Below are 13829 nucleotides of genomic sequence, written 5' to 3' on the forward strand. Positions count from 1 at the left end.
CCGGTCCGCGGCGCATGGCGGCGGCCAATCTCACTCTCTGAAAAATCGACGGATGAAGCGGCGAGCCAGATCGCTTCGTCCAGCAAAGTAACCGGTGTCATTTCTTGCGCGAGCGGGGGCAACGGGGCACAAGGGAGGATGATGATGGTTATTCATGCAATGCGAAGCGTTCGCGCTTTGACCCGGCTGGCGTGTGGCGCCTCGCTGGCCGCACTGGCGCTGGCACCGGCCCATGCGCAGGACGCCGAAGCCGTCGCAAGCGAGGACGAGATCGTCGTCACCGGCTTCCGCGCTTCGCTCGACAAGGCGCTCGACCAGAAGCGCGATTCGATCTCGGCGGTCGACGTCATCGTCGCCGAGGATATTGCCAAATTCCCCGACCAGAATCTCGCCGAGTCGCTCCAGCGCATCCCGGGGATTTCGATCCAGCGCGACGCCGGCGAGGGCCGCGCGATCACCGTCCGCGGACTCGGCGCCCAATTCACCCGCGTCCGCCTCAACGGCATGGAAACGATCGCCACCTCGACCGACGGCGCCTCGGCGAACCGCGACCGCGCGTTCGACTTCAACGTTTTCGCGTCCGAACTCTTTACCTCGCTCGTGGTCCACAAGACGGCGTCGGCATCGCTCGACGAAGGTTCATTGGGTGCCGTGGTCGATCTCAACACGGGCAACCCGCTCGGCGGCAAGGAAGGTTTCACCGCCGTCGCCTCGGTGCAGGGGCGCTACAACGACCTGACCAAGGACGTCGATCCGCGCCTCGCGGGCCTCATCGCCTGGACCAATGCCGACCGGACGTTCGGCGTCTCGGCGTCGGTCGCCTGGGCTGATTACAAGACGCACGAACTCGGCAACAACAGCGTGCGCTGGGCGCAGGCGCCGTTCCGCAGTGTCGATGGCGTCACCTGCCTCGCCGGATCGAGCTTCGTCGACAACCCCTCGGACGGCTGCATCGAGGTCGCCGAAGCCTTTCACCCGCGCATCCCGCGCTACGGCCTCGTCAGTCACGACCGCGAGCGCCTCGGCGCCACCGCGTCGATTCAGTGGGAACCGAGCGAAAACACCAAAATCTCGATCGACGGCCTCTATTCGACCTTCAAGGAGACGCGCGACGAATTTTGGGGCGAGGTGCTGCTGCGTAGCGAAGAGGACGCGATCGACGTTTCGAACTACACGATCGACGGCGACAACAATCTCATCGCCGCCGACCTCGACAATGTCTATGTCCGCACCGAACGCTATTCACGCCAGAGCAAGACCGAATTCTACCAGATTTCGGGCCGCCTCGAACAGCGCCTGACCGACGCGTTCGCGGTCAATCTTCTCGGCGGCATCTCCAAGTCGCAGGCCGACATTCCGGTCGAAACGACCCTCGCCTTCGACGATGTCGACGCGACCGGCTATCGCTACGATTATACGAATATGAAATATCCGCTGCTGACCTTTGGCGCCGGCATCGACGATCCCTCGTCCTTCGTGCTCGCCGAATTCCGCGACCGGCCGTCCTTCCTGACCAACAAGTTCAAGACCTTCGCGGCCGATTTCGACTGGGACGTCGCCGACCGGTTCAAGATGCGCGGCGGCGGCTTCTATCGCCAGTTCGATTTCGACACCGTCGGCTATCGCCGCGACAGCAGCTATTGCAGCGCCTTCACCTGCGCCCCGGGTACGGGCGGCTTGCCGGTCACCTCGGACATCGCCGAGCTGTTCGAACTCGGCGACGCCGGGCAACCGTCGGGTAACACCAACGCCTGGATCATTCCCGATCTCGACGCGGGCACCGCGCTGATCGATCTCTATGGCCGCCCCGCGCAGCTCCAGCAGGGCGAACAGCGCGCCGTCACCGAAAAAACCTATGGCGGCTGGTTCATGGCGGAGTTCGAGACCGACGTGCTCGGCATGCGGATGACGGGCAATGCCGGCGTCCGCTATGCCAAGACCGATCAGTCGTCATCGGGCTTCACCAGCGGCACCTTCGTCACGGTCGACCGGACCTATGACGACTGGCTGCCCTCGTTCAACGTCAACCTGCACCCGACCGACAGCGTCATCCTGCGCGGCGCGATCGCCAAGGTGATCACGCGTCCGACGCTGGGCAGCCTGACCCCGGGCGGTTCGGTCGACCAGTTCAATTTCCGCATCAGCTCGGGCAACCCGTTCCTCGAACCCTATCGCGCGACGACCTTCGACCTCGCGGCCGAATGGTATTTCGCACCGGGGGCGATCGCGTCGGTGGCGCTGTTCGCCAAGGATATCGAAAGCTTCCCGCTCTCGGACAGCTTCCAGGGCACCTATGCGTCGAGCGGCCTGCCGCTCGCGCTGCTGACGCCGGGAACGCCCGCCTATCAGGCGATCGTCGAGGGGGGCAATCCGGGCCGCGAGTTCGAATTCCGGACGACCGTCAACGGTCCCGGTGCCAGCCTGAAGGGCGTCGAGCTGTCGTTGCAGCTGCCCTTCTCGGTCTTTTCGGATTCGCTGCGCCACTTCGGCGTGCTCGGCAACACGACCTTCGTGAAGAGCGACGTCGATTACGCCATCCGCGGTCCGCTGGTATATGATCCCGACGACAACCGGTTGGAGGCGCCGGCCGCCAGCACCTTCACCCAGCCGCTGCTCGGCCTCGCCAAGCGCGCGTGGAATGCCACCGTCTATTATGACGACGGCAAATTCTCGGTCCGCACGTCGGCCGCGTGGCGCAGCGGCTATAACGACAGCACCAGCGGCAACAACAATGTGTTCGAAGGTTATGGCAGCTCGTTCAACGTCGATGCGTCGATCCGCTATGCGCTGACCGACAATATCGAACTGTCGATCGAGGGCACCAACCTGACCGACGATTATCGCTATCGCTTCACCGATCTCGAAGCGAACCGCAATTACGAGAATAATCACTACGGTCGCACCTTCCTGTTCGGTGCACGCTTCAAGATCTGACACGAGTTGATTTCGTCCCGGTGAGGCCCGGCCTTCGCTTGCGGGGGCCGGGCCTTTCTTTTTTCGAGGAGAATGATGTGACCGATCGGCGCGACATGCTCAAACTGGCGGGAGCGGGATTGCTGGGGACGGGGCTGACGGGTTTCGGTGCCCCGGCGGGCTTAGTCGTCCCCGCCCGCGCGGCGCCCGCTTCACCCGGCCCCGCGCCGGCGTGGGCAAGAGGCTTCGATGGCCAGCGCAAGGCCGACCTTGGCGACGGAGGTTTCCTCAACCCGATCATGGCGGGCGACCATCCCGATCCGTCGATCCTGAAGGACGGCGCCGACTATTATATGACCTTCTCGACCTTCGATAGCTATCCGGGCCTGGTCATCTGGCATTCGCGCGATCTGGTGAACTGGCGCCCGATCGGCCCCGCGCTGACCCGCAATATCGGTTCGGTCTGGGCGCCCGAACTCTGCAAGCATGACGGCCGCTATTATCTCTACATTCCCACAAAGGGCCCGAACACCAGCTGGGTGATCTGGGCCGACCGGATCGAGGGACCGTGGAGCGACCCGGTCGATCTCGATCTGCCGAACCATATCGACCCCGGCCATGCGGTCGGCGAAGACGGGTCGCGCTGGCTGTTCCTGTCGGGGGGCGATCGCGTTCGCCTGTCGGATGACGGACTGTCGCGCGTCGGCGAGCCCGAGCATGTCTATGACCCGTGGCGCTATCCGTCCGACTGGGTCGTCGAGGGTTTCGCGCCCGAGGGGCCGAAGATCACGCGGCGTGGCGCCTATTATTACATGATCACCGCGGTCGGCGGCACCGCCGGGCCGCCGACCGGCCATATGGTCATCGCGGCGCGGTCGAAGTCGATCCACGGGCCATGGGAAAATTGCCCCGCCAACCCGCTCGTTCGCACCGTTTCGGCCGCCGAAAAATGGTGGTCGCGCGGCCATGCGACGCTCGTCGAAGGGCCGGCGGGTGACTGGTGGAGCGTCTATCATGGCTATGAGAATGGCTATTGGACGCTCGGGCGGCAGGCTTTGCTCGACCCGATCGAATGGACCGGCGACGGCTGGTTCCGCATGAAGGGCGGCGACCTGTCGCGGCCGATCGCGAAGCCGAAGGGCGGCACGGTCGCAGGGCCGCACGGCATGGCGCTTTCGGACGATTTCGCGACGCTTGCGCTCGGCGCCAAATGGAATTTCTTCAAGCCCGCCGCCGACGAACCCAGCCGCGCGCGCGTCGAGGACGGCGCACTGGTGCTGGCGGCGCGCGGCGAGGCGCCGGTCGACTCCTCGCCGCTGCTCCTGATCGCGGGCGATCAGGCGTACCGCTTCGAATGCGATATCGAGATCGCGCCGGGCGGCACTGCGGGGCTGATCCTCTTCTATGACGAGAGGCTCTATTGCGGGCTCGGCTTCGACGGCGCGCGGTTCGTCACCCACCAATATGGCATCGAGCGCGCGCGCCCCGCCAACCCGCACGGATCAAGGATGCGGATGCGCGTCACCAACGACCGTCATATCGTCACCTATGACACGAGCGGCGACGGCGGAAAGACGTGGGTCCGCTTCGACCGCGGCATGGAGGTGTCGGGATATCACCATAATGTGCGCGGCGGTTTCCTGATGCTGCGTCCCGGCCTTTATTCGGCGGGAGCGGGGGAGGCACGCTTCCGCAATTTCACCTTCACGGCGTTCGATTAAAGCGTCACGCCCGATTTCCAGATCGCGATATCGCGTTCCGCATTGGCTTCGGCCTTGGTCGGCGCGCCCGAAGCGGTGGCGGCGACGAGGTCGAGCAGCGCGTCCGCAGCCTGATCGAAACCAGCATCGAGCACCTGCCCGGCGTCGAAATCGATCCACCCCGGCTTGCGTCCGGCGAGCGCGCTGTTCGACGCGATCTTGAGGGTCGGCGCCGGAAAGCCGAGCGGCGTGCCGCGTCCGGTCGTAAAGAGGATCACCGTCGCGCCCGCCGCCGTCAGCGCGGTCGACGACACCGCATCGTTGCCAGGCGCTTCGAGCAGGGTGAGGCCGGGAAGCATCGCCTCGCCGCCGTAGCGGCGGACATCGACGAGCGACACCTGGCCGCCCTTCTGCACCGCGCCCAATGACTTTTCCTCGAGCGTCGTGATCCCGCCCGCGATATTGCCGGGCGAGGGGTTCTCGCTCACCGGTTCGCCGTGACGGATGAAATATTGCTTGAAATCGCGAACGAGCGCGACGGCTTCGTTGAACACCGTGCGCGACACCGCGCGGTCCATCAGCAGCTGTTCGGCGCCGAAAATTTCGGGGATTTCGGTCAGCACCACCTTGCCGCCCGCCGCCGCGATGGTATCGGCCATGCGCCCGACGAGCGGGTTGGCGGTAAGGCCCGACAGACCGTCCGAGCCGCCGCATTTGACCCCGAGCACCAGTTTCGCCAGCGGCATATCGGTGCGCGGCGTATCGGCGCATTCCGCCACCAGCTCATCGACCAGCGCGAGGCAGACGGCCTCGTCATCCTCGACCGCCTGCGCCGACAGGGTTCGGATATGCGCGCGGCGTTCGGCGGGAATGCTATCGAGCAGCGCGCCGAGCTGGTTGCTCTCGCACCCGAGGCCGACGATCAGCACCCCGCCCGCATTGGGGTGCTGCGCGAGCGCCGCGAGCAGCGCGCGCGTATGGCCAAGGTCGTCGCCGAGCTGCGAACAGCCGAAAGGATGCTTGAAGGCATGCACCCCGTCGACGCGCCCCGCATGGCGCTCGCCCGCGATCCGCGCGACGCGTGCGGCAAGATTGCCGACGCAGCCGACGGTCGGTAGAATCCATATCTCGTTGCGCGTTCCGACGCGGCCGTCGGCGCGGAGATAGCCTGAAAAGGTCCGGGAGGGTCCGGCCGCGGGCGCCGCGCCTGCGGGAGGCGGCGCATAAAGATAGTCGCCGCCACCGCCGAGCGCGGTCGTCAGATTGTGGCTGTGCACATGCTCGCCGGGCGCGATGTCGGCGGTCGCGGTGCCGATCGGAAAGCCATATTTGACCACCGCCACGCCGCGCGCGATCGGCGCGAGCGCGATCTTGTGTCCGCGTTCGACGGCGACCGATGCGCGAAGGCCGCTATCGCCGAAGAGCGCCTCGCCCGCACCGATATCGGCAATCGCGGTCGCGACATTGTCCGCGTCATGGACGCGGATCGCATGGATTTTGCCGACGCCGGTCATCGTCGCCCGACACCCGGCAGGACGAGGCTATTTGTCATACATCCGATATTCGCTTGCCTTTGACACCGGTGTCTCTTACACCGCATCGCGGAAGAGGGAAATGAGAAAGATGCTGGCGACAAGCGATCAAGAGAATATAGCGCGGGCCCTGATCGACGCGCGTGCGCGAAAGACACCGCTTACCGCCTATCCCGGCGCGATGCCGCAGACGATGGCCGAGGCTTATGCGATTCAGGACAGCGCGATCGCGCTCGACGGCCGCCGCATCGGCGGCTGGAAAGTTGGACGAATCGCGCCCGAACTCGTCACCCGCTATGGCGGCAACCGCCTGACCGGCCCGATCTTCGCCGACGAAATCGTGGGTGCCGCCGAACAGCCTGTGATGCCCGTCTATGCCGACGGATTCGCCGCGGCCGAGGCCGAAGTGCTGCTTTGTTTCGACGAAGTCGGCACGCGCGATTATGATATCGACAGCGTGAAGCACTGCATCGCCGACGTCCGCACGGGTATCGAAATCGCGAGTTCGCCCTTTCCCGAAATCAACCGCCACGGTCCCGCGGTCACGGCGTCGGACTATGGCAACAACAAGGGGCTGATCCTCGGCCCGCCGATCGCCGGCTGGGAGGACGCCGACCTCATCCGCATGCCGGTCGAAATGACGATCGACGGCGAAACCGTCGGCACCGCGACAATGGAGGCCATGCTCGACGGCCCCTTCGGCTCGGCGCTGTTCCTGATTCGCATCCTCCGCGCGCGCGGCATAGCTATTCCACCCGGGACATGGGTGTCCGCGGGTGCGATCACCGGTATCCATGAAATCCGGCCGGGCCAGCGTGCCGAAGCAATCTTCGACGGAAAAATCCGCGTCGGCTGCTCGATCAGAAGCTTTTAGAGCAAATAACAGGAGAGGATTATGGCACAGGCATTCGCGGACGGAGGGACGGCGGCGCCAGTGCCTCGGTCGGGGCGTTATCGCTGGCTGATCGTCGCGCTACTGTTCGCCGCGACCACGGTCAATTATATCGACCGCACCATGCTCGGGCTGCTCGCGCCGACCCTCGGCGACGAGCTCAAATGGACCGAGAACGACTATGGCAACATCGTCACCGCCTTCCAGTTCGCCTATGCGCTGGGCTTTCTCCTCATGGGTTGGCTGATCGACCGCTTCGGCCCCAAGATCGGCTATGCGATCGCGATCTCGATCTGGACCGTCGGCCATGTCGCGCACGGTTTCGCCGCGTCGGTCGTCTCTTTCATGCTCGCGCGCGTCATCCTCGGCGTCGGCGAGGCGGGGCATTTCCCCTCGGTCGTCCGCGCGTCGAGCGAATGGTTCCCGCAAAAGGAACGCTCCTATGCGATCGGCTGGGTCAACAGCGCGACGACGATCGGCGTCATCCTGACCGCGCCGACGGTCGCGCTGTTCATGCGCGTGCTCGGCTTCGACTGGCGCGAAACCTTCATCTACACCGGGGCCTTCGGCGCCCTGCTGCTGATCCTCTGGCTCTGGTTCTACAGCAATCCGCGCGAGAGCGGAAAGGTCAGCGAGGCCGAACTCGCATGGATCGAACATGACCCGCCCGAAAAGGTCGAGCGGCTCGGCTGGGGCGCCATCGTCACCAAGCGCGAGGCGTGGGCGTTCGCGGTCGCCAAATTCCTGACCGACCCAGTGTGGTTCCTGATGCTCTTCTGGCTGCCCAAATATTTCAGCACCACCTATGACGTCGACCTGAAGATCGTGCTGCTGCCGATGATCATCATGTATCTGCTCTCCGACGCCGGCAGCATCCTCGGCGGCTGGGTGTCGTCGAAGCTCATCCAGGCGGGCCACAGCGTCAATTTCGCGCGCAAGGTCACGATGATCGGCGCGGGCCTCTGCGTGCTGCCGCTGCTGTTCGTCACCGGGCTCGACAATATGTGGCTCGCGGTCGTGCTGATCGGCATTGCGCTCGCCGGGCATCAGGCCTTTTCGTCGACGATCCTGTCGATCCCGCCCGACATGTTCCCCAAACGCGCGGTCGGATCGGTGATCGGGCTCGGCGGCTTCATGGGCGGCGTCGGCGGCATGATCATGGCCAAATCGACCGGGCTCGTGCTCGACGCGACGGGGGGCAATTACACGCTCATCTTCGCCGCCTGCACGACCGTCTATTTCCTCGCCGTGCTCGCGGTGCATATCCTGAGCCCGCGCCTTGCGCCGGTCAGCGTCGAAAGCGCGAAATAGCGCGATGCCGCGTCCGCTGCTCCTCTCCCCCGACCGCCTCTTTCCGTCCGATCCGGCGCAGCGCGACATCGCGCGCCGGCTCTATGGGGAAGTGGCGGGTCTGCCGATCGTCAGCCCGCACGGCCACACCGATCCCGGCTGGTTTGCGGGCAACGCGCCCTTCGGCAATGCGGCGGAGCTGCTGCTTCACCCCGATCATTATGTATTTCGGATGCTCTATTCGCAGGGCATATCGCTGGGTGCGCTCGGCATCCGCAACCCGGCGGCCGATCCGCGTGAAAGCTGGCGGCTCTTCGCGCAAAACTACCATCTCTTTCGCGGCACCCCGTCGCGGATGTGGATGGACTGGGTGTTCGCCGAGGCGTTCGGCTTCGACGTGCAATTTTCGGCCGAGACCTCGGACCTTTATTACGACCATATCACCGAGGCACTTTCGACCGACGCCTTCCGCCCGCGCGCGCTCTTCGACCGCTTCGGGATCGAGGTGATCGCGACGACCGAAAGCCCCCTCGACACGCTCGAACACCACGCCGCGATCCGCGCCGCGAATGCCAGCGGCGAATGGGGCGGGCGCGTGATCACCGCCTATCGCCCCGACTCGGTCGTCGACCCCGAATTCGAAGGCTTTCGCGATAATCTCCAGCGCTTTTCCGAACTGTCGGGCGAAGATGCGTTCAGCTACGCCGGTTATCTCGCCGCCCACCGCAACCGCCGCGCTTTCTTCGCTGAAATGGGCGCGACCTCGACCGACCACGGCCACCCGACCGCCGCAACCGCCGATCTCTCGGACGCTGAAGCCGAAGTTCTCTTCGCACGCGTCACTGGCGACGATGTCAGCGCCGCCGATGCCGAGCTGTTCCGCGCGCATATGCTGACGGTGATGGCGGGGATGAGCCTCGACGACGGGCTCGTCATGCAGATCCACCCCGGCGCCTTCCGCAACCACAACCCTTGGCTGTTCGAACATTATGGCCGCGACAAGGGCGCCGATATCCCGATGGCGACCGACTATGTCCACGCGCTGCGCCCATTGCTCGGAAAATATGGCAACGAAGCTGCGCTGACTCTAATCCTCTTCACGCTCGACGAGACGAGCTACGCGCGAGAGTTGGCGCCGCTTGCGGGCCATTATCCGGCGCTGAAGCTCGGCCCGGCGTGGTGGTTCCACGACAGCCCCGAGGGGATGCGGCGCTTCCGCAGCCAGACCACCGAGACCGCAGGCTTCTATAATACAGTCGGCTTCAATGACGACACGCGCGCCTTCCTCTCGATCCCCGCGCGCCACGACGTCGCGCGGCGCATCGATTGCGGCTTCCTCGCGCAATTGGTCGCCGAGCACCGGATGGAGGAATGGGAGGCGGCCGAACTCGCGGTCGACCTCAGCTACAATCTCGCCAAGGCGGCGTACAAGCTGTGAGGCTGTCGGCACAAACACCGCTCCCGGCGTCGGTGCAGGCGCCGGGTTACGACCGCGCCGCCCAGGCGGCGGGCATCGTCCATATCGGCATCGGCGCCTTCCACCGCGCGCATCAGGCCGTCTACACCGACGATGCGATGGGCGCGGGCGACCGCGACTGGGGCATTATCGGCGTGTCGCTGCGCTCGGGCGACGTCGCGGCGCAGCTGGGTCCGCAGGACGGGCTCTATACCGTCAGCACGCGCAGCGCCGCGGGCACGCGGCTCCGCCTGATCGGCGCGGTGCAGAAAGTGCTCGTCGCGGCCGGCGACGGCCAGGCGGTGATCGATGCGATCGCGGCGCCATGCACGCATATCGTCAGCTTCACCGTCACCGAGAAAGGCTATCTGCGCCGCTCCGACAGCTCGCTCGACCTCGCCGCAGCGGTCGGGAACCCAAGTCTCTATCGCTTCCTCGCCGCCGGGCTCGCGGCGCGCAAGGCGGCGGGGCTCGGCGGGCTCACCTTGCTCAGCTGCGACAATCTCGCGGGCAATGGCGCGGTGCTGCGCCGTTTGATGCGCGAATATCTCGCCGCCTATCACCCCGACCTGTCGGCGTGGTTCGATGGCGAATGCACCTGTCCCGCGACGATGATCGACCGCATCGTCCCCGCCACGACCGACGCCGACCGCGCCGCGGTCGAAGCCGCGCTCGGCGCACGCGACGAGGGCGCGGTGGTCACCGAAGCTTTCAGCCAGTGGGTGATCGAGGATGATTTCGCCGGCCCGCGCCCGCGCTGGGAAGCTGGAGGCGCCAAACTGGTGGCCGACGTCGCGCCCTATGAGGCCGCGAAGCTGCGCATGCTCAACGGCGCGCATTCGGCGCTCGCCTATATCGGACTGGGGCGCGGACACGAATTTGTCCATCAGGCGATCGCCGATCCCGAAATCCGTCCGGTCATCGAACGGCTGATGCTGGGCGAAGCCGCGCCGACGATCGACGCCGCGCCGGGGCAGGATCTCGCCGCCTATGCCGATGCGCTGCTGGGCCGCTTCGCCAACCCCGCGCTCGACCACCGGCTGATCCAGATCGCGATGGACGGCAGCCAGAAGATCCCACAGCGCTGGCTCGAAACCATGGCCTGGCATCAGGCGCGCGGGACGCGTTGCCCGTCGATCGAAGTAGCGATCGCGGCATGGATTGCCTTTCTGCGGAGCGATCGTCCGATCGACGACCCGCTTGCAGACAAGTTGCGCGAAGCGGCGGCAGGCCCTTACGCGATCGAACGGATATTCGGCGACGGCGGGCTGGTCGCTTCGGACTGGCGGCCATAAATCCCATATGATCCGTTCGCCCTGAGCTTGTCGAAGGGCCGTTCTTTCTTGCGACGCCGGAAGAAAGAAGGACGGTGCTTCGACAAGCTCAGCACGAACGGATTCGAGGTAGGCGCTAATCCGGCACCAACAACCCCCGGCTCTCCCTTACCTCCGCATCGAGCCAGTCGATAAAGGCGCGGATGCGCGGCTGCGGCGCAACGTCGCGGTGGAGCGCGAGCCAGAAGGCGCGCGCGATGACTTGATCGCCCCGCACGCGCACCAGCGCCGGGTCACCCGCCGCGAGGAAGCAGGGGAGCACACCGACCCCCGCGCCGCCCGCGATCATCCGTCGCTGCGCGAGGATCGACGAGGAGCGCACATTGGCGCGTAGTCCGGGCTCGATCTCGCCGAGATAATCGAGTTCGGGCGCATAAAGGATGTCGGGCATATATCCGATCACCGGAATCCCCGCGCGCGACAGGGGCGCCGCGGCGACCGCGTCCTGCCAGTCGGGCCGGTCGGCGGGGGCATAGAGGCCGAGACTGTAGTCGGAGAGCTTGCGCGTGATCAGCGGGCCCTTGCGCGGCCGCGCGAGCAGCACCGCCATATCGGCCTCGCGCCGCGACGGATTGAGGAAGCCTGACGAGGCGACAAGGTCGATCTCGAGCTCGGGATGCGCCGCGACGAAACGCCCGAGCCGCGGCGCGATGAAGCTGTTGCCGAACCCTTCGGAGACGCTTACGCGGAGTTGCCCCGACAGGTCCGATCCGCCTTCGGAAGCCTTGTGGATGCGCGCCGCCGCCGCCGCCATCGCTTCGGCGTGCGGAACGAGCGCGCGGCCCGCCGCGGTCAGAACGAAACCCGTCGTCGCGCGTTCGAAGAGCGTCTGCTGGAGCGCGGTTTCGAGCGCGCTGATCTGGCGGCTCACCGTCGTTGCGTCGACATGCAGCGCCGCCCCGGCGCGCGCAAGTGAGCCGTGGCGTGCGACGAACAGGAAATATTGCAGCTTGTCCCAGTCCATCAACTGCAAATATGCAGTATTGGACTGCAAGTCTATCCCTTGCCATCGGCCCGTAACTCGTATGAGAGAGCCTCCGACAATCTCCGCATCCCCGAGCGAAGACGAGGGGCTAAGCCGAGCGAAGTCGAGGCGGCAGCGTAGACGGTTCTCGCTACGCTCGAACGAGCCCCTCGTCTTCGCTCGGGGATGCGGGAATTTGGTTAAGCGTCAGGGAAGGATCCTCCATGCGACAGATCGACCATCACATCGTCGGCGGAGCCGGCGGCAGCGCCCGCCAAGGCGACGTCTTTGACCCGAACAATGGCGGCGTGCAGGCGCGGGTCGCGCTCGGCGACCGCGCCATCCTCGACCGCGCCGTCGCCGCCGCCAAGGCCGCGCAGCCCGCATGGGCCGCAACGAACCCACAGCGCCGCGCGCGCGTGATGTTCGAATTCAAGCGGCTCGTCGAAGCCAATATGAACCAGCTCGCCGAAATGCTGTCGAGCGAGCATGGCAAGGTGATCGCCGATTCGAAGGGCGACATCCAGCGCGGCCTCGAAGTCATCGAATTCTGCTGCGGCATCCCGCATGTGCTGAAGGGCGAATATACGCAGGGCGCCGGCCCCGGCATCGACGTCTATTCGATGCGCCAGCCGATCGGCATCGGCGCGGGCATCACCCCGTTCAACTTCCCCGCGATGATCCCGTTATGGATGGGCGGCGTCGCGACCGCGACCGGCAACGCCTTCATCTTGAAGCCCAGCGAGCGCGACCCCTCGGTCCCTGTTCGCCTGTCCGAACTCTTCCTCGAAGCCGGCATGCCCGAAGGCATTTTCCAGACCGTCCACGGCGACAAGGAAATGGTCGATGCGATCCTCGACCATCCCGACATCGGCGCGGTCAGCTTCGTCGGCTCGTCGGACATCGCGCATTATGTCTACAACCGCGGCGTCGCCAACGGCAAGCGCGTGCAGGCGATGGGCGGCGCGAAGAACCATGGCATCGTCATGCCCGACGCCGATCTCGACCAGGTGGTGAACGACCTCACCGGCGCCGCCTTCGGTTCGGCGGGCGAACGCTGCATGGCGCTGCCCGTCGTCGTGCCCGTGGGCGAGGACACCGCCAACCGCCTGCGCGAAAAACTGATCCCCGCGATCGAGGCGCTGCGCGTCGGCGTATCGACCGATGCCGAGGCGCATTATGGCCCCGTGGTGACGCAGGCGCACAAGGAAAAGGTCGAAGGCTGGATCGCCAAATGCGCCGACGAAGGCGCCGAACTCGTCGTCGATGGCCGCGGCTTCACCTTGCAGGGCCACGAAAAGGGCTTCTTCGTCGGCCCGACCCTGTTCGACCATGTCACCCCCGACATGGAATCGTACAAGGAAGAAATCTTCGGTCCCGTGCTCCAGATCGTCCGCGCGCCCGATTTCGAAACCGCGCTCGAGCTGCCGTCGAAGCACCAATATGGCAACGGCGTCGCGATCTTCACGCGCAACGGCCACGCCGCGCGCGAATTCGCCGCGCGCGTGCAAGTCGGCATGGTCGGTATCAACGTGCCGATCCCGGTGCCGGTGGCCTATCACAGCTTCGGCGGCTGGAAGCGCTCGGCGTTCGGCGACACCAACCAGCACGGCATGGAAGGCGTGAAATTCTGGACCAAGGTCAAGACAATCACCCAGCGCTGGCCCGACGGCGCGGCGGGTGGGGTCGGCGACGCCGGCAACGCCTTCGTGATTCCGACGATGGGCTGATGTGCGGATCGGGCGCAC

At 65.7% G+C, this 13829-nt stretch carries 9 protein-coding genes; 7 read left to right on the plus strand and 2 right to left on the minus strand.

Features of this window, described 5'->3' with window-relative positions:
- Positions 1-144: 144 nt before the first annotated feature.
- Both OVY29_RS17445 and OVY29_RS17450 read left to right on the plus strand, forming a co-directional pair.
- Positions 145-2934, plus strand: a complete 2790-nt coding sequence (locus OVY29_RS17445) for a TonB-dependent receptor (RefSeq protein WP_081933227.1) — start codon at positions 145-147, stop codon at positions 2932-2934.
- A gap of 95 nt (positions 2935-3029) precedes the next feature.
- Positions 3030-4634: a family 43 glycosylhydrolase gene (locus tag OVY29_RS17450; RefSeq protein ID WP_081933226.1), complete on the plus strand. Its 1605-nt coding sequence runs from the start codon at positions 3030-3032 to the stop codon at positions 4632-4634.
- Here the strand turns inward: OVY29_RS17450 and OVY29_RS17455 are convergent.
- Positions 4631-6127: an altronate dehydratase family protein gene (locus OVY29_RS17455; RefSeq protein ID WP_313911801.1), complete on the minus strand. Its 1497-nt coding sequence runs from the start codon at positions 6125-6127 to the stop codon at positions 4631-4633. The genes OVY29_RS17450 and OVY29_RS17455 overlap by 4 nt on opposite strands.
- A 100-nt stretch (positions 6128-6227) precedes the next feature.
- Between OVY29_RS17455 and OVY29_RS17460 the strand changes: the two genes are divergently transcribed.
- Genes OVY29_RS17460 through OVY29_RS17475 form a run of 4 tightly spaced genes read left to right on the plus strand, consistent with a single transcriptional unit; the run spans position 6228 to position 11078 of the window.
- Entirely contained in the window at positions 6228-7019 is a 792-nt protein-coding gene (locus OVY29_RS17460; protein WP_313911802.1) for a 2-keto-4-pentenoate hydratase, read from the plus strand.
- Between the two features lie 21 nt (positions 7020-7040).
- On the plus strand, positions 7041-8348 hold the full coding sequence (locus OVY29_RS17465) for an MFS transporter (RefSeq protein WP_052182461.1): 1308 nt from the start codon (positions 7041-7043) through the stop codon (positions 8346-8348).
- 4 nt (positions 8349-8352) lie between these two features.
- Positions 8353-9765: a glucuronate isomerase gene (gene uxaC / locus OVY29_RS17470; RefSeq protein WP_313911803.1), complete on the plus strand. Its 1413-nt coding sequence runs from the start codon at positions 8353-8355 to the stop codon at positions 9763-9765.
- Positions 9762-11078 carry a mannitol dehydrogenase family protein gene (locus OVY29_RS17475; RefSeq protein ID WP_313911804.1) on the plus strand — a complete coding sequence of 439 codons (1317 nt, stop codon included), beginning with the start codon at positions 9762-9764 and terminating at the stop codon, positions 11076-11078. Before uxaC ends, OVY29_RS17475 begins: the two co-directional genes overlap by 4 nt.
- Positions 11079-11193: 115 nt before the next feature.
- Here OVY29_RS17475 and OVY29_RS17480 read toward each other — a convergent pair whose 3' ends face one another.
- Entirely contained in the window at positions 11194-12081 is an 888-nt protein-coding gene (locus OVY29_RS17480) for a LysR family transcriptional regulator (RefSeq protein WP_052181937.1), read from the minus strand.
- Between the two features lie 224 nt (positions 12082-12305).
- Here OVY29_RS17480 and OVY29_RS17485 point away from each other — a divergent pair, with 224 nt between their 5' ends.
- Positions 12306-13811 carry a CoA-acylating methylmalonate-semialdehyde dehydrogenase gene (locus tag OVY29_RS17485; protein WP_037553094.1) on the plus strand — a complete coding sequence of 502 codons (1506 nt, stop codon included), beginning with the start codon at positions 12306-12308 and terminating at the stop codon, positions 13809-13811.
- Positions 13812-13829 lie beyond the last annotated feature (18 nt).

Origin of the sequence: Sphingopyxis sp. SE2 (assembly GCF_032227185.1) — a bacterium.
Taxonomy (GTDB): Bacteria; Pseudomonadota; Alphaproteobacteria; order Sphingomonadales; family Sphingomonadaceae; genus Sphingopyxis.